Annotated in this window: 13 protein-coding genes; 7 read left to right on the top strand and 6 right to left on the bottom strand. The window is 72.1% G+C overall.

What is annotated here, in order from left to right:
• Nucleotides 1-63 precede the first annotated feature (63 nt).
• Nucleotides 64-1113: a C40 family peptidase gene (locus BLT97_RS31250; RefSeq protein ID WP_093616273.1), complete on the bottom strand. Its 1050-nt coding sequence runs from the start codon at nt 1111-1113 to the stop codon at nt 64-66.
• Between the two features lie 323 nt (nt 1114-1436).
• Nucleotides 1437-2237 (bottom strand): class I SAM-dependent methyltransferase, encoded by an 801-nt coding sequence (locus tag BLT97_RS31245; protein ID WP_093616271.1) that lies wholly within the window; start codon nt 2235-2237, stop codon nt 1437-1439.
• Between the two features lie 275 nt (nt 2238-2512).
• On the opposite strand from BLT97_RS31245, the gene mshA reads away from it, so the two are divergent.
• The 3 genes from mshA to BLT97_RS31230 all read left to right on the top strand — a co-directional run bounded on the left by mshA (nt 2513) and on the right by BLT97_RS31230 (nt 6165).
• Nucleotides 2513-3877: a D-inositol-3-phosphate glycosyltransferase gene (gene mshA / locus BLT97_RS31240; RefSeq protein ID WP_176953953.1), complete on the top strand. Its 1365-nt coding sequence runs from the start codon at nt 2513-2515 to the stop codon at nt 3875-3877.
• Nucleotides 3870-4379, top strand: coding sequence for a type III secretion system chaperone family protein (locus BLT97_RS31235; protein ID WP_093616267.1), 510 nt, complete (start codon nt 3870-3872; stop codon nt 4377-4379). Before mshA ends, BLT97_RS31235 begins: the two co-directional genes overlap by 8 nt.
• A gap of 127 nt (nt 4380-4506) precedes the next feature.
• On the top strand, nt 4507-6165 hold the full coding sequence (locus tag BLT97_RS31230; RefSeq protein WP_093616463.1) for a glycosyl hydrolase family 28-related protein: 1659 nt from the start codon (nt 4507-4509) through the stop codon (nt 6163-6165).
• On the opposite strand, the gene BLT97_RS31225 is transcribed toward BLT97_RS31230, so the two are convergent.
• Nucleotides 6155-7501 (bottom strand): MDR family MFS transporter, encoded by a 1347-nt coding sequence (locus BLT97_RS31225; RefSeq protein ID WP_093616265.1) that lies wholly within the window; start codon nt 7499-7501, stop codon nt 6155-6157. The genes BLT97_RS31230 and BLT97_RS31225 overlap by 11 nt on opposite strands.
• A gap of 172 nt (nt 7502-7673) precedes the next feature.
• Here BLT97_RS31225 and BLT97_RS31220 point away from each other — a divergent pair, with 172 nt between their 5' ends.
• Nucleotides 7674-8435 (top strand): phosphoglyceromutase, encoded by a 762-nt coding sequence (locus BLT97_RS31220; RefSeq protein WP_093616263.1) that lies wholly within the window; start codon nt 7674-7676, stop codon nt 8433-8435.
• A gap of 195 nt (nt 8436-8630) precedes the next feature.
• On the opposite strand, the gene BLT97_RS31215 is transcribed toward BLT97_RS31220, so the two are convergent.
• Nucleotides 8631-9791, bottom strand: coding sequence for a hypothetical protein (locus tag BLT97_RS31215; RefSeq protein ID WP_093616261.1), 1161 nt, complete (start codon nt 9789-9791; stop codon nt 8631-8633).
• A gap of 196 nt (nt 9792-9987) precedes the next feature.
• On the opposite strand from BLT97_RS31215, the gene BLT97_RS31210 reads away from it, so the two are divergent.
• Complete coding sequence (locus BLT97_RS31210; protein ID WP_093616259.1) at nt 9988-10866, top strand: tetratricopeptide repeat protein; 879 nt, start codon at nt 9988-9990, stop codon at nt 10864-10866.
• Between the two features lie 112 nt (nt 10867-10978).
• On the opposite strand, the gene BLT97_RS38095 is transcribed toward BLT97_RS31210, so the two are convergent.
• Nucleotides 10979-11131 (bottom strand): hypothetical protein, encoded by a 153-nt coding sequence (locus BLT97_RS38095; RefSeq protein WP_176953952.1) that lies wholly within the window; start codon nt 11129-11131, stop codon nt 10979-10981.
• A gap of 94 nt (nt 11132-11225) precedes the next feature.
• Nucleotides 11226-11918 carry a phosphate signaling complex protein PhoU gene (phoU, locus tag BLT97_RS31205; protein ID WP_093616257.1) on the bottom strand — a complete coding sequence of 231 codons (693 nt, stop codon included), beginning with the start codon at nt 11916-11918 and terminating at the stop codon, nt 11226-11228.
• Nucleotides 11919-12255: 337 nt separating this feature from the next.
• Between phoU and phoR the strand changes: the two genes are divergently transcribed.
• Nucleotides 12256-13557: a two-component system sensor histidine kinase PhoR gene (gene phoR / locus BLT97_RS31200; RefSeq protein ID WP_093616255.1), complete on the top strand. Its 1302-nt coding sequence runs from the start codon at nt 12256-12258 to the stop codon at nt 13555-13557.
• Entirely contained in the window at nt 13554-14234 is a 681-nt protein-coding gene (gene phoP, locus BLT97_RS31195; RefSeq protein WP_093616253.1) for a two-component system response regulator PhoP, read from the top strand. The genes phoR and phoP overlap by 4 nt, the downstream gene beginning before the upstream one ends.
• Nucleotides 14235-14353 lie beyond the last annotated feature (119 nt).

Raw genomic sequence — 14353 nt, 5'->3', positions numbered from 1 at the left:
GGGTGGCGCAGGTCACGTGAGCGGGGTCACGACCACACCTTTTGAGGCGGCCGCGCCCGGCGCCTACTTGTCCGGCCGTACGACCCCGAGGATCGGCATGGAACCGGCGCCCGCCACCGTGACATCCCGCCCCGGGCGCGGGGCGTGCACGATCGCGCCCTTGCCGATGTACATCCCGACATGGCTGGCGTCGGCGTGGTAGATGATCAGGTCGCCCGGCCGCATGTCGCGCACCTTGATGCGCGGCAGCTGCCGCCACTGCTCCTGGGAGGTGCGCGGTATGCCGCGCCCGGCGGCCGCCCAGGCCTGCGAGGTCAGGCCCGAGCAGTCGTACGAGGACGGCCCCTCGGCGCCCCACACGTACGGCTTGCCGATCTGCTGCGTCGCGAACGCGACGGCCTTCGCGCCCCGGGCGGAGGCCTTGCCCTTGATCTCGTCGAGTATCCCGGTGTCCAGCCAGGCGGTCTGGGCCTGTACGGCGGCGTCCTGCTCCATCTGGAGAAGGCGCTCGCGCTCCTCCTTCTCCAGTTTCTTCTCGAGCTTCTCGGCGGCCTTGATCTTCGACTCGATCGTCTTCTTGCGCTTGGCCTGCTTCTCGCGGTGCTCGTCGAGCTCCTTCCAGTACAGGCCGGCGTCCTTCGCGTACAGCTGCAAGTCGTCCTGCGTGGTGGTCAGTTCCTCCACCAGCGTCGTCGTCGCGTGCTGGCCCTGGCGCACGCGCTGCGCGCCGTCCAGGAACTCCTGCGGGTCGTCGCTCAGGACCAGCTGCGCCTGCGGGGGCACGCCGCCGCTGCGGTACTGCGCGCGGGCGGCCGCACCCGCGCGGTCCTTCAGCTTGTCGCGCTTGTCCTGCAACTGCTGGATCCTGTTGGCCAGCTTGACGATCTGGTCGGACTGCTTCTTGGCCTCTTCCTCCGCCGCGTTGTACGCGTCCGTCGCGACCGCCGCGTCGTGGTAGAGGTCGTCCAGCTCCGCGCGCACTTCCTGCAGATTGCGGCTCCTGGGCTCGGGGTCGTCCGGTGCGGCCGGCGGTGCGGCGGGCGGTCCGGCCAGGGGTACGGCGCCCGCGGGGCCGGGCACGCTGAGCACACTCAGCGCGCAGACCAGCGCCATGGCCGCGATGGTCGAGGTTCGCCTGCAGGTCACGCCCACGCCCCCTGATCTGATGGCCCGTCAGTAACTGTGCACGACTCCGGGATGGTGCCACGGCCGCGCCGATTCCGACAGGGTCACGCAGAACACGAACCCGGCCACACGGCGACAACAGCCGCACCGCGGGACCAACTCCGCTTCCCCACCCGCCACTTCCCGCCCGTCCCGTCACGTCTGACGAATGAGTACCGCGTCGCGTTCCCGTCGAAGCGAGACGTCACCCTTGTGGAGGTTGGGGAAATATGTGCGGTTTGGTGTTACTTGGGCTGACGCAGCGCGGCGGCTCAGGCGCGCGGGGCCAACGCCCCCCACTCCACCGTCACCTCGCCCTGCCGCCACCGCGAACTCCCGTCCACCACCGGCCAGTCGGCGCGCAGATCGCGCACCGTGCGGATCCACCGCTGCCGCGCCCCGTAGGAGGCGTACGGTGCCGCGGCCGCCCAGGCGCGGTCGAAGTCCCGCAGGAACGCGTGCACCGGCTCGCCCGGCACATTGCGGTGGATCAGCGCCTTCGGCAGCCGCTCGGCCAGGTCGGAGGGCTGCTCGAGCGAGCCGAGCCGGGTCGCGAAGGTCACCGTCCGCGGGCCCTCGGGCCCCAGCGTCACCCACACGTGCCGCCGCCCGATCTCGTCGCAGGTGCCCTCGACGAGCAGCCCGTCGGGTGCGAGCCGGCCGCACAGCCGCCGCCACACCTCGGCCACCTGCTCCTCGTCGTACTGCCGCAGGACATTGGCCGCGCGGATCAGCAGCGGCGCCCCTTCGGCGGGCGTGGTGGGCACCTCGAAGCCGCCGAGCCGGAAGGTGAGGCCCTCCTCCTCGTACGGCTTCGCGCCCGCGACCCGCGCCGGCTCGATCTCGATGCCCACGACCCGGACGTCCGCGGCCGCCGTGCGCAGCCGGTGCAGGAGCTCGACGGCGGTCCAGGGCGCGGCCCCGTACCCGAGGTCCACGGCGAGCGGGGCGGGGTGCGCCCGCAGCGCCCGCCCGTGCCGCTCGGCGATCCAGCGGTCCATGCGGCGCAGCCGGTTGGGGTTGGTGGTCCCGCGCGTCACGGTCCCGACGGGACGTGAGGGGGTGCGGGCCATGGGTCCAGTATCGGCCAGCCCCGGCGCCCTCCGCCCCGAGCCCGCCGCCCCGAGCCCGCCGTGCGGCCCGTCCCGCCCGCAGCGATCCTGGAACTGCGGGGCCGGCGGACCCCGCGATCCAAGGCCGGAAGCGGACCCCGCGATCCGGGGCCGGAATAGGAAGGGGTGCCTCCGGTGTTCCGGTGGTTCGGAGGGTGCCCTGTGCCCTCCCGCAGGCATGCCCGCCATGCCGCGCCATGCCCGTCCAGTCACGTCGTCAGAAGGAGGCCGCGCGCGTGAGCCAGTACGTGAGCAGGCTCGGCGGACGGCTCGCTTCCACGCCTTCGCTGCTGTCCACCTCCCCGCGGCTCAGGTTGACCGGCGGCCCGAGAAAGCCCCGCCGGATCGCGATGCTCAGCGTGCACACCTCGCCGCTGCACCAGCCCGGCACAGGCGACGCGGGCGGCATGAACGTCTACATCGTCGAGCTCGCCAAGCGCCTGGCCGCGATCAACATCGAGGTCGAGATCTTCACGCGGGCGACCACCGGACACCTCCCGCCCAAGGTCGAGCTGGCCCCCGGTGTGCTCGTACGGCATGTGGACGCGGGCCCGTACGAAGGCCTCGCCAAGGAGGAACTGCCCGCCCAGCTCTGCGCGTTCACGCACGGCGTGATGCGTGCCTGGGCCGGCCACCGCCCCGGCTACTACGACCTGGTGCACTCGCACTACTGGCTGAGCGGCCACGTGGGCTGGCTCGCCGCCGAGCGCTGGGGCGTCCCGCTCGTGCACGCCATGCACACCATGGCCAAGGTCAAGAACGCGGCGCTGGCCGAGGGCGACACCCCCGAGCCCGCCGCCCGCGTGATCGGCGAGACGCAGATCGTCGAGGCCGCCGACCGCCTCATAGCCAACACGGACGAGGAGGCGGACGAGCTCGTACGGCACTACGACGCCGATCCCGCCAAGGTCGCCGTGGTCCACCCCGGCGTGAACCTCGACCGCTTCCGCCCCGCCGACGGCCGCGCCGCCGCCCGCCAGCGCCTGGGCCTGCCGCAGGACGCCCTCATCCCGCTGTTCGCCGGCCGCATCCAGCCCCTCAAGGCCCCCGACGTGCTGCTCAAGGCCGTCCACCTGCTCCTCGACCGTCGCCCCGAGCTGCGCTCCCGCCTGCTCGTGCCGGTGGTCGGCGGCCCGTCCGGCAGCGGCCTCGCCAAGCCCGAGAAGCTCCAGAAGCTGGCCGCCAAGCTGGGGATCGCCGATGTCGTACGGTTCCGGCCGCCGGTCGGGCAGGAGCAGCTCGCCGACTGGTTCCGTGCCGCGTCCGTGCTGGTCATGCCCTCGTACAGCGAATCCTTCGGACTCGTCGCCATAGAGGCCGAGGCCACCGGCACCCCGGTGCTCGCGGCGGCCGTCGGCGGGCTTCCCGTGGCGGTGCGCGACGGGGTCAGCGGCTTCCTGATCGAGGGGCACGACCCGGCCGCGTACGCGCAGAAGCTGGAGCTCTTCGCCGACGAGCCGCACCTGGTCGACCGGATGGGCGCCGCCGCCCACCGGCACGCCCGCTCCTTCGGCTGGGACACCGCCGCGGCGGCCACCGCGGACGTCTACACCGCCGCCCTGTACGACCGGCGCCGTCGCGTACGCTCGCACCATGGCTGACGAGCAGAGCACGGCGGACGCCCGAGAGGTCCTGGAAGAGGCGCTGAAGGAAGCCGAGCTCGCCTGGGAGTCCCCCGAGCCCGGCGTCTACGTGGTGCAGCTCCCCGGCACCCGCAAGCTCTCGACCACCCTCTCCCTGCGCCTGGGCCGGCACGCGCTCTCGCTCAACGCCTTCGTGATCCGCCACCCCGACGAGAACGCCGAGGGCGTCCACCGCTGGCTGCTCGAACGCAACCTCCGCCTGTACGGGGTGAGTTACGCGATCGACAAGCTCGGCGACATCTACCTCGCCGGCAAGCTCCCGCTCGCCGCCGTCACCCCGGCCGAGCTGGACCGGCTGCTCGGGGTGGTACTCGAAGAGGCCGACGGCTCCTTCAACACGCTCCTGGAGCTGGGCTTCGCCTCGGCGATCCGGCGCGAGTACGAGTGGCGGGTCTCGCGCGGCGAGTCCACCCGCAACCTGGACGCGTTCACGCATCTGACCAAGCCGCGCACCAACTGAGGCTGCCGCCCGCCCTGTTCACCTCTGCGCGACCCCTTCCGCACCAAGGGGCGCCGTGCCATGCTCACCGCCGACGCAAACGTGAACTTTGTTCATGTACGTGAATTCGAGTGAGAGGGCGGTGCTCATGGATCGGCTCAGCAGGCGCGGACTGCTCGGCGGGGCGGTAGCCGTGGTGGCCGGGGTGACCGTCGGCGCGACGCCGGCGTCCGCCGCGGCCCGCCCCGAAGTGGCGGAGCTCTGGCGGGAGTTCACCCGCAACCCGTTCGACCACCCGCAGATCCCGTACGTGGGCCGGGCGGGCTGCGCGCGCGGCAGCCGCACCCGCCCGCGCCCCCGCGTGCGCGCCAACGTCCTCGCGTACGGGGCGAAGAGCGACGGCTCCGAGGACGCCGCCCCCGCGATCAACCGTGCCATCGCCGCCGCCGGAGAGGCCGGCGGTGGCACGGTGCTCGTCCCGCCGGGCACGTACCGCATCGACGGGATCATCCGGATCGGCCACAGCGGTGTGGTGCTGCGCGGCGCGGGCAGCGGCCGCACCAAGCTGCTCGCGACCAAGCACCTCACCGAGTTGATCGGCAAGTACGGCAGCCGCTACGGCGGCACGAAGTCCGGCTGGTCCTGGGCGGGCGGGCTCATCTGGCTGGCCCCCGAGGCCCGTTGGGACTCCCTGGTCGCCGCGATCAAGGCTCAGGCCTGGCCCTTCGAGGGCTGGACCGGCAACAGGCGGGACGAGTGGGAGACCCTGAGCGCCGTCGAACCGGCCGGGCGCGGCTCCTGGTCCGTCACGGTGGCCGACCCCTCGCGCCTGAAGCCCGGACAGCTCGTCCTGCTCCGGCTCGCCGACGACGCGGACCACACGCTCCTGGAGCACATGGCGGGCGGCGGCCCCGGCCCCGAGGCTTACACCTGGGAGGACAAGACCAAGCTCACCTCGTACGTGCCCTACGAGTGGCCCACCAGGATCACCTCGGTGCGCGGCCGCAAGGTCACCTTCGAGCGCCCGCTGCCCCTCGACGTCCGCCCGGAATGGGACCCGCGCCTGACGACCCTGGCCGCCCCGCTGACCGGCGCGGGCGTGGAGGGCCTGACCCTGGAGGCGGTCGAGACCCCGCAGTCCGAGCACCTGCTCGACCTCGGCTACAACGGGCTCGCCTTCCAGTGCGCGTACGACTGCTGGGCCGAGGACGTCGTGGTCCGCCACGTGGACAACGGCTTCGGGTTCATCGCCGCCTCCGCCTGCACCCTGCGCAACACCCGCGTCGCGGGCCGCGGTGCGCACCACCCGTACTACTGCCGCGAGGGCTCGCACGACAACCTGGTCGAGGACTTCACCGTCGAGCAGCGCACCGTCCCGGCGCCCAAGGGCACCCAGCTGCACGGCGTGAACGTCGAGGGCCTGTCCAGCTACAACGTCTGGTCCCGCGGCGACATGCGGATGGGCACCTTCGACACCCACCGCGGCATGCCCTTCGCCAACGTCCGCACCGACATCACCGTGGACAACACCGGCACCCACGGCGGAGACGCGAGCGCGGGCCCGCTCTACGGGGCCCGCTTCACGCACTGGAACGTCACCGTGACCAACGGCCGCGCGGGCTGCGTACGGATCGACGAGATCGCCCCGTACAGCGCGACCGTGGCCATCAGCGAGGTCACCGAGTTCGGCCAGATCGACAAGCCGGACTTCACCGGGGAACTGCACACCCGCAGCGAGGCGTACGGCCGTCCCGGCGGGGTGTGGCCGCGCAACCTCTACGAGGCGCAGCGCACCCTCAGGCCGTGACCTCGGCCTCGGCCACCTTGCCCGCGGCGGGCTCGGCGCCGCCGGCCACGGGGACCTCGACGGGCTCCGTGGCCGCAGCCTCCTTGGCCGCCTTGTCCTCCTTGGCCGCTGAGGTCGCCGGGGCCGGGTCCTCCGCGGGCAGGTTCCGCATCAGGAGCCAGTAGCCGGCCGCCGCCACCGTGCCGAGCACCGCGGTCGCGCCCCACAGCCAGTCCGCGCCGAAGTGGTCGATCACGAAGCCCGCCATCAGCGGGGCCGCGAGCGCCGCCACCGACCAGGACATCGAGTACATGCCCTGGTAGCGGCCGCGGGCGTGCACCGGCGAGAGGCGGACCACCAGGCTCATCTGGGTGGGGGAGTTGATGATCTCGGCGAGCGTCCAGACGACGACCGTCAGGGCGTACGTGGCGATGGACCCGGCGAAGGCGGTGAGCCCGAACCCGTATCCGGCAAGCAGCGCCGAGATCACCAGCAGCTTCTGCGGGTCGCGGTGCTCGATGAACCGGGTCACCGGGATCTGAAGGGCCACGATCAGCACACCGTTGACGGCGATGACCATGCCGAAGTCCGAGGGGCTGAAGTCCGCGGCGCCCATCGCGACCGGCAGACCCACGTAACTCTGCGTGAAAATAAGCGAGATGAGGAAGGAGAGCCCCACCACACCCATGAACCGGCCGTCCTTGACCACGGTCCCCATGGAGACCTGCGGCTCGGCGGCCTTCCCCGCGACCACCGTCTTCTCGGGCCGCGACTCGGGCAGCTTCAGGAAGACGAGCACCGCGCACGCCATCGTCAGCACGGCCTCGCCGAGGAACCCGGCGAGGTAGCTGTACTGGGCGACGATGCCCGCGGCCATGGACGAGAACGCGAAGCCGAGGTTGATCGCCCAGTAGTTGAGCGCGAAGGCCCGCACCCGGTCCTCGGGCCGCACGATGTCGGCCATCATGGCCTGCACGGCGGGCCGCGAGGCGTTGGAGGCCACACCCACCACACCGGCCACCACCGCGATGGCCACCGGGTCCGTCATGAACCCGAGCACCGCGACACTGACCGCCGTGGCCCCCTGCGCGAGGAACATGGTGGGCCTTCGCCCGAGCCGGTCGGTCAGCACCCCGGCTCCCAGGGTGCCGAGCACACCGCCGAGCCCGTGCAGCGCGGCCACAAGTCCCGCGTACGAGGCCGAATAGCCCCGGTCGAGCGTGAGGTAAAGGGCCATGAATGTGGCGACGAAAGCCCCGAGCCGGTTGATCAGGGTGCTCGTCCAGAGCCACCAGAACTCCCGGGGAAGACCGGCCACGCTTTCGCGTGCGGCCCGCCTGATGCTCGCGATCGACATGCAGATCCCCCCGGAAACGGCTGGTGAACTCGTACGTGTAAGCGTCTCTCGACGTGCTCACACGTTACGAGCCGGACGTTCGGGGAGGCCACTCGATTAACAGGAACCGTCAATCGTCCACAGCCCGGGCTGGGCGCGCGGGCGGCACCCGGGTTCGATTACGCTCGGAGCCATGGCCGACGCACCGTACAAGCTGATCCTCCTCCGCCACGGCGAGAGCGAGTGGAACGCGAAGAACCTGTTCACCGGCTGGGTGGACGTCAATCTCAACGAGAAGGGCGAGAAGGAGGCGGTCCGGGGCGGCGAGCTGCTCAAGGACGCCGGCCTGCTCCCCGACGTGGTCCACACCTCCCTCCAGAAGCGCGCGATCCGCACCGCGCAGCTGGCGCTCGAGTCGGCGGACCGCCACTGGATCCCCGTCCACCGCTCGTGGCGCCTGAACGAGCGCCACTACGGCGCCCTCCAGGGCAAGGACAAGGCCCAGACGCTCGCCGAGTTCGGCGAGGAGCAGTTCATGCTGTGGCGCCGCTCGTACGACACCCCGCCGCCGGCCCTGGAAGACGGCACGGAGTTCTCCCAGTCGGACGACCCGCGCTACGCCTCCATCCCGCCGGAGCTGCGCCCGAAGACGGAGTGCCTGAAGGACGTCGTGGTCCGCATGCTCCCGTACTGGTACGACGGCATCGTCCCGGACCTCCTGGCCGGCCGCACCGTCCTGGTCGCCGCCCACGGCAACTCGCTGCGCGCCCTGGTCAAGCACCTGGACGGCATCTCGGACGCGGACATCGCGGGCCTGAACATCCCGACGGGCATCCCGCTCTCCTACGAACTGGACGCCGACTTCAAGCCGCTCAACCCGGGCGGCACCTACCTGGACCCCGAGGCGGCCGCGGCGGCCATCGAGGCGGTCAAGAACCAGGGCAAGAAGAAGTAACTCCCGCGATCACGCCCCCGGCCCGCGCCCCGCGCGCGGAACCGGGGGCGTTGTCATGCGCGGGGGCGGTCGACCGGCTTCACGAGGAGCGCGTCCGGTCGGGCGGCTTCACGAGGAGCGCGTCCGGTCGGGCGGCTTCACGAGGAGCGCGTCCGGTCGGCCGGCTTCACGAGGAGCGCGTCCGGTCGGCCGGCTTCACGAGCGCGTCCGGTCCGGCGGCGGGACCCGGAAGTCCTCCACTGGTGGGACGTTCCAGCGGGAGGGGTCGGGGGTTCTGGAGTTGGCGCGGCGGGCCGCGAAGGGGGCGTCCATGAGGGCCGTGGCGGCGAGCAGGCCGAGGAGGGCGCCGAGGCCGCCCGACACCGTGTCCAGGAGGACCGGGGTGAGTGCGGCTGCCGCGACGGCGAGGCGAAGGAGCATGGGGCCGTGCACCGCGGGGCGGAAGTAGGGGCGCGGCAGGACCGGGCGGGCCCGCAGGCCGGGGGCCGTGGCGCGGAGGTTCGCGGGGTCCGTCAGGTAGCGGTCGGTGTAGTCGAGGGACGCGTAGCCCCAGATCATCTCCCCGGTGTCCGCGACGACCGCCACCGGGTACGCGGGGTTGCGCCACCGCCGCACCACCGCGAGCACCAGCTCCCACCGCTGCGGCCAGAGCATCCAGACGGGCTCGCCCGCATACCGGGGGCCGAACACGGCGAGCTGCTTGCGGGCGTGGTCCGGGCCGTTGGGGTCCTTGTGCAGGCCGTGCACGCCGTACCACTTCCCCTCGGCGTCGCGCACCTTCAGCATCTGGGCGTTGTCCAGCTTCGGGTCGATCAGCTCGGTGCTGTCCTCCGGTACGAAGCGGATCCACTCGGCGCTGCCGACCTCGAAGCGGACGGCCACCACCCGGCCGGCCTTCGCGTCGGCGGCCAGCAGCTTGTGCGTCTTGGACAGCGGCCGGACGAGGACCTTCTTGACGGTGAGCGCCAGCACGATTCCCGTCCACAGGCCGAGCAGCGTCCCGCCCAGGAGGACGGCGGAGAATTCGATCTGCTCGTGGGCGGCGAAGCGGAAGACGGCCCACGGGGCGACGGCGGTCAGGACCATGCCGGCGGCCAGATACCAGTCGACCGGGTTGCGGAGCAGCTCGGCCGGCGGCGCGGGCAAGGGCGCGGGAGCGGGGGAGGGCGGGCCGGACGGCGGCGTACGGCGGGTCAGCGCGGCCCACGCACCGATGCAGCAGGCCCCCACGACGAGCGCGGCCAGCGCGTCCCAACGGGCGCCGTCGGAACGGTCGTTGACCAGGCAGAGCAGGACGGCGACGGCCGCGCACGCGAGGGATGCGGCGCGCAGGGTCTCGGCAACGGTGCGTCTCACGGAGTTCCTTGAGGTCGGGCCCGACAGCGACGGGAGCAGGAGCAAGAGCAAGCTCAGGAGCGGGGGATTGCTCGCCGTCATCCAGACCGGCCTGGGGGCCGGAAGGTTGTGGTGGACCGCAAGCCGACCAGGGCCGCGGCGCCGTCAGTCCTGCGTGCGACACTCGCTCCCGGATCGAGGGGGAGGACGGCGGCACGTGAACGAGACAGAGGCCGGGCGGCTGGTCGCGCAGGCCCAGGGGGCCTGGGACCGTGAGGAGTGGCTGCGGGCCGCCGAGTTGTACGAGCGGGTGCTCGCGCACTATCCGGACGAGGAGCCCAGCGCCGCCTGGTGGTACGACGCCGCGCTCGCGCACAAGTTCCTGCGGAACTGGGCGAAGGCGTACGAGCTGGGGCGTGAGGCCGCGGCGAGGGCGCCGCGCGGACAGGGCGACCCGGCGTACTGGAACCTCGGGATCGCCGCGACCATCCGGCGCGAGTGGGCCGCCGCGCGCGACGCGTGGGAGGGCTTCGGGATCGAACTGCCGGACGGGGAAGGGCAGATCGACGGTGATTTCGGGGTCGCCTGCGTGCGCCTGCACACCGGCGGCGAGCAGGAGGTCGTCTGGATCCGGCGGCTGTGCCCCACCCGCGGGCGCGTGCTGAACGTGCCGGTGAGCAAGGGCCGCCGCTTCGGCGAGATCGTCGTGCACGACGGCGTGCCGAACGGGGAGCGCACCTACGGCGGCGGCACGGCCGCCGTCTTCGACGAGCTGCTGCGCTTCGAGCCCTCCGAGCTGCCCACCCTGCACGTCAGCGTGCACGCACCGGCCGCCGAGGACATCGACGCCCTCGTGGAGTCCTTCTTCGCGCGGGACTTCGGGGCCGAGCCCGCCAGCGCGTTCCACCTGATCTGCGGCTGCTGCAGCACAGGGACGGTGGATTACGAGGAGAAGGGCACCCCCGCGCACGCCGGCACCCAGAAGGTGTGGCTCGCCGCTCCCGAGGCCGAGGCCCGCGCGCTGCTCGACGCGTGGGCCGCGGAAGGGGCCGCGCAGGACCGACGCACGTGGAGCGGGCTGGAGCCCGTGGGCTGAGGGGAGTAAGAGCTTCCCCCGGGGGCCTCAGCCGGGGCCTCGTCCGGCGGCCGAGACGGGAAAGGGCCCCGTTGCCCGGCAACGGGACCCTTCACCTCGTACAGGAACGGCGTCAGCCGCCGCACTGGCAGGGCGCCCCCTGCTGGCAGCCGCAGCCGCACCCCGAGCCGCAGCCGCAGGCGCCGAGGAGCGGCAGCCGGACGACTTCCACCGACTCCGCGGTGTCGGCGGGCTGTTGGGTCTCTGGCGTGGGGGACTCGGCCATACGAACCTCCTCAAGGCACTGTTGCCTACGCCCAGTTGATGCCCACTGGGCACGGCGCATCAACGGCGCACAGAGGTTCGGCGCCCGGTGCGCCCTACGCGCCGCCCTCGGCCTGCTGCGCCGCCGCCGCGTTCTGCTGCAGCTCGTCCGCGTGCTCACCCGTCACCAGGTAGACGACCCGCTTGGCCACCGACACCGCGTGGTCCGCGAAGCGCTCGTAGTAGCGGCCGAGCAGCGTCACGTCCACGGCCGTCTCGATGCCGTGCTTCCACTTCTCGTCCATCAGGTGCTGGAAGAGCGTGCGGTGCAGCAGGTCCATCTCGTCGTCGTCCTGCTCCAGCTGGAGCGCGAGGTCGACGTCCTTGGTGATGATGACCTCGGCCGCCTTCGCCATCAGACGCTGCGCGAGCTGGCCCATCTCCAGGATCGTGGCGTGCAGGTCACGCGGCACGGCACGCTCGGGGAAGCGCAGCCGCGCGAGCTTCGCGACGTGCTGGGCGAGGTCGCCGGAGCGCTCGAGGTCGGCGCTCATCCGCAGCGAGGTGACGACGATGCGCAGGTCGGTGGCGACCGGCTGCTGGCGCGCGAGCAGGGCTATGGCCCGCGCCTCCAGCTCGTGCTGGAGATCGTCGACCTTCTGGTCGGCGGCGATCACGCTCTCGGCCAGCTTGAGGTCGGCGTCGAGCATCGCCGTCGTCGCGCGCCCGATCGCCGATCCGACGAGCCGGGCCATCTCGACGAGGCCTTCGCCGATCGAATCGAGTTCCTCGTGGTACGCGTCCCGCATGGATCAGTCCCTCTCTGAATACGTGGCCGGGGCGGGGCTCGCACCCCGGTCCGGGGCCCGAACCCGTACAGGCTCCTGACCCCACGCTCCCACGGTCCCGGGGAAACGCGACCGGGACCGGCACCCCATGTGAACCGTCTCTGTCCTCAAGGTGAACTCTGGGCACCGTCTCCACCACCCTGCGCGCCGCCCACACCGCCCCGTACCGGGCGCATCACCGCAGCTCGGCCACCCAAATGAACCAATGCCCTACCCCCGGTGAACTCTCGGCGACGAGTGTTCGAGCAGACACTCCGACGGCTGTGGAGGACGCTTGTGGCATGCCTAACCTGGAGCCATGGACGTGAACGCGGCGGTCGCCGCAGCGGCTGCGATCGCCGGGGTGTGCACCGGTGTCATCGCGATGCTGGCGTTCCGCTGGAGCGAACGCGACCAGAAACGCCCCACCCGCACCTCCCTGCACACCGACCCGGTCCTGCCGCCCGGCGTGGACACGGTCCTGTCCGTGCTCCGCTCCTCGGCGGTGGTGCTCGACGAGGGCGACGCCGTGGTCAAGGCCAGCTCCGCAGCGTACGCGCTCGGCCTGGTCCGCGGGGGGAAACTGGCCGTCGAGCCCATGCTCCAGATGGCCAGGGACACCCGGCGCGACGGTGAGATACGCCAGGTCGAACTCGACCTGCCGCGCCGCGGCACCGGCCGCGGCGAGGCCCTCGCGGTCTCCGCCCGGGTGGCACCGCTGGGCTCGCGCCTGGTGCTGCTGCTGGTGGAGGACCTCACCGAAGCCCGCCGTATCGAAGCGGTACGGCGCGACTTCGTCGCCAACGTGAGCCATGAGCTCAAGACCCCTGTCGGCGCCCTGAGCCTGCTCTCCGAAGCGGTCATGGACGCCTCCGACGACCCCGAGGCGGTCGAGCGGTTCGCCGGACGGATGCAGATCGAGGCCACCCGCCTCACCAACCTCGTCCAGGAACTCATCGACCTCTCCCGCGTGCAGAACGACGACCCGCTGGAGGACGCCGAGCCCGTACGCGTGGACGAACTGGTCGCCGAGGCCATCGACCGCTGCCGCCACCAGGCCGGCACGAAGCAGATCACCATGGCCGCCGGCGGCACCGCCGACCTGCACGTGTGGGGCAACCGCGGCCAGCTCGCCGCCGCCCTCGGCAACCTCGTCGAGAACGCCGTGAACTACAGCCCCGCCCGCACGCGCGTGGGGATAGCCGGGCGCCGGGTCGCGGCACCGGGCGGCGACCTCATCGAGATAGCCGTCACCGACCAGGGCATCGGCATCTCCGACAAGGACAAGGACCGCATCTTCGAGCGGTTCTACCGGGTCGACCCGGCCCGCTCCCGGGCGACCGGCGGCACCGGCCTCGGCCTCGCCATCGTCAAGCACGTCGCCGCCTCGCACGGCGGCGAGGTGACCGTCTGGAGCTCCGAGGGACAGGGCTCCACCTTCACGCTCCGGCTGCCGGAGGCGGGCTCCGTCCGCGACCGCAAGCCGTACACCTCGGGCGCGGCGGACCTGGACCGGCTCGAAGCGTCCGCCGGCCCGCACGACACCCCCGACCACTCATCGAACCACCACGACGCTCGCGCGCACCGCGAGCCCCTGCCTGCCCCGGAGGTCCTTCCGTGACCCGAGTGCTCGTCGTCGAGGATGAGGAATCCTTCAGCGACGCTCTGTCCTACATGCTCCGCAAGGAGGGCTTCGAGGTCGCGATCGCGGCCACCGGCCCCGACGGGCTCGACGAGTTCGAGCGCAACGGCGCCGACCTCGTCCTGCTCGACCTGATGCTCCCGGGCCTGCCCGGCACGGAGGTCTGCCGCCAGCTGCGCGGCCGCTCCAACGTCCCGGTCATCATGGTGACGGCCAAGGACTCCGAGATCGACAAGGTCGTCGGCCTCGAAATAGGAGCGGACGACTACGTCACCAAGCCGTTCTCCTCGCGTGAGCTGGTGGCCCGTATCCGCGCCGTGCTGCGCCGCCGCGGCGAGCCGGAGGAGGTCACGCCGGCCGCCCTGGAGGCGGGGCCGGTCCGCATGGACGTGGACCGCCACGTGGTGACGGTCGGCGGGGACAAGGTGGACCTGCCGCTCAAGGAGTTCGACCTCCTGGAGATGCTGCTGCGCAACGCGGGGCGTGTGCTGACCCGCATGCAGCTGATCGACCGCGTCTGGGGCGCGGACTACGTAGGCGATACGAAGACCCTGGACGTCCACGTGAAGCGCCTGCGCGCCAAGATCGAGCCGGACCCGGGGGCGCCGCGCTACCTGGTGACGGTGCGGGGCCTCGGCTACAAGTTCGAGCCGTAAGCCGCGATACGTGAGGTAGGGCGCCCTTTCGCGCGAAGGGCGCCCCTTTCGTGTGCGTTGGGCGTCGGACAGCCTGCCGTGCGGGGCGCGGACCCGTCTGTGGTCGCCTGCGCGCCGGG

Source organism: Streptomyces indicus (assembly GCF_900100315.1).
Classification (GTDB): Bacteria; Actinomycetota; Actinomycetes; order Streptomycetales; family Streptomycetaceae; genus Streptomyces; species Streptomyces indicus.
The sequence above is the reverse complement of the archived record's forward strand: the minus strand, read 5'-3'. Positions and strand labels throughout refer to the sequence as shown.

Excerpts from the sequence above, each read along its gene's own strand:
- phoU (WP_093616257.1), bottom strand. The coding sequence starts at position 11,918 with ATGCGGGACGCGTACCACGAGGAACTCGATTCGATCGGCGAAGGCCTC.
- BLT97_RS38095 (WP_176953952.1), bottom strand. The coding sequence starts at position 11,131 with ATGGCCGAGTCCCCCACGCCAGAGACCCAACAGCCCGCCGACACCGCG.
- BLT97_RS31245 (WP_093616271.1), bottom strand. The coding sequence starts at position 2,237 with ATGGCCCGCACCCCCTCACGTCCCGTCGGGACCGTGACGCGCGGGACC.
- BLT97_RS31250 (WP_093616273.1), bottom strand. The coding sequence starts at position 1,113 with ATGGCGCTGGTCTGCGCGCTGAGTGTGCTCAGCGTGCCCGGCCCCGCG.
- phoR (WP_093616255.1), top strand. The coding sequence starts at position 12,256 with ATGGACGTGAACGCGGCGGTCGCCGCAGCGGCTGCGATCGCCGGGGTG.
- BLT97_RS31235 (WP_093616267.1), top strand. The coding sequence starts at position 3,870 with ATGGCTGACGAGCAGAGCACGGCGGACGCCCGAGAGGTCCTGGAAGAG.
- BLT97_RS31230 (WP_093616463.1), top strand. The coding sequence starts at position 4,507 with ATGGATCGGCTCAGCAGGCGCGGACTGCTCGGCGGGGCGGTAGCCGTG.
- BLT97_RS31225 (WP_093616265.1), bottom strand. The coding sequence starts at position 7,501 with ATGTCGATCGCGAGCATCAGGCGGGCCGCACGCGAAAGCGTGGCCGGT.
- BLT97_RS31220 (WP_093616263.1), top strand. The coding sequence starts at position 7,674 with ATGGCCGACGCACCGTACAAGCTGATCCTCCTCCGCCACGGCGAGAGC.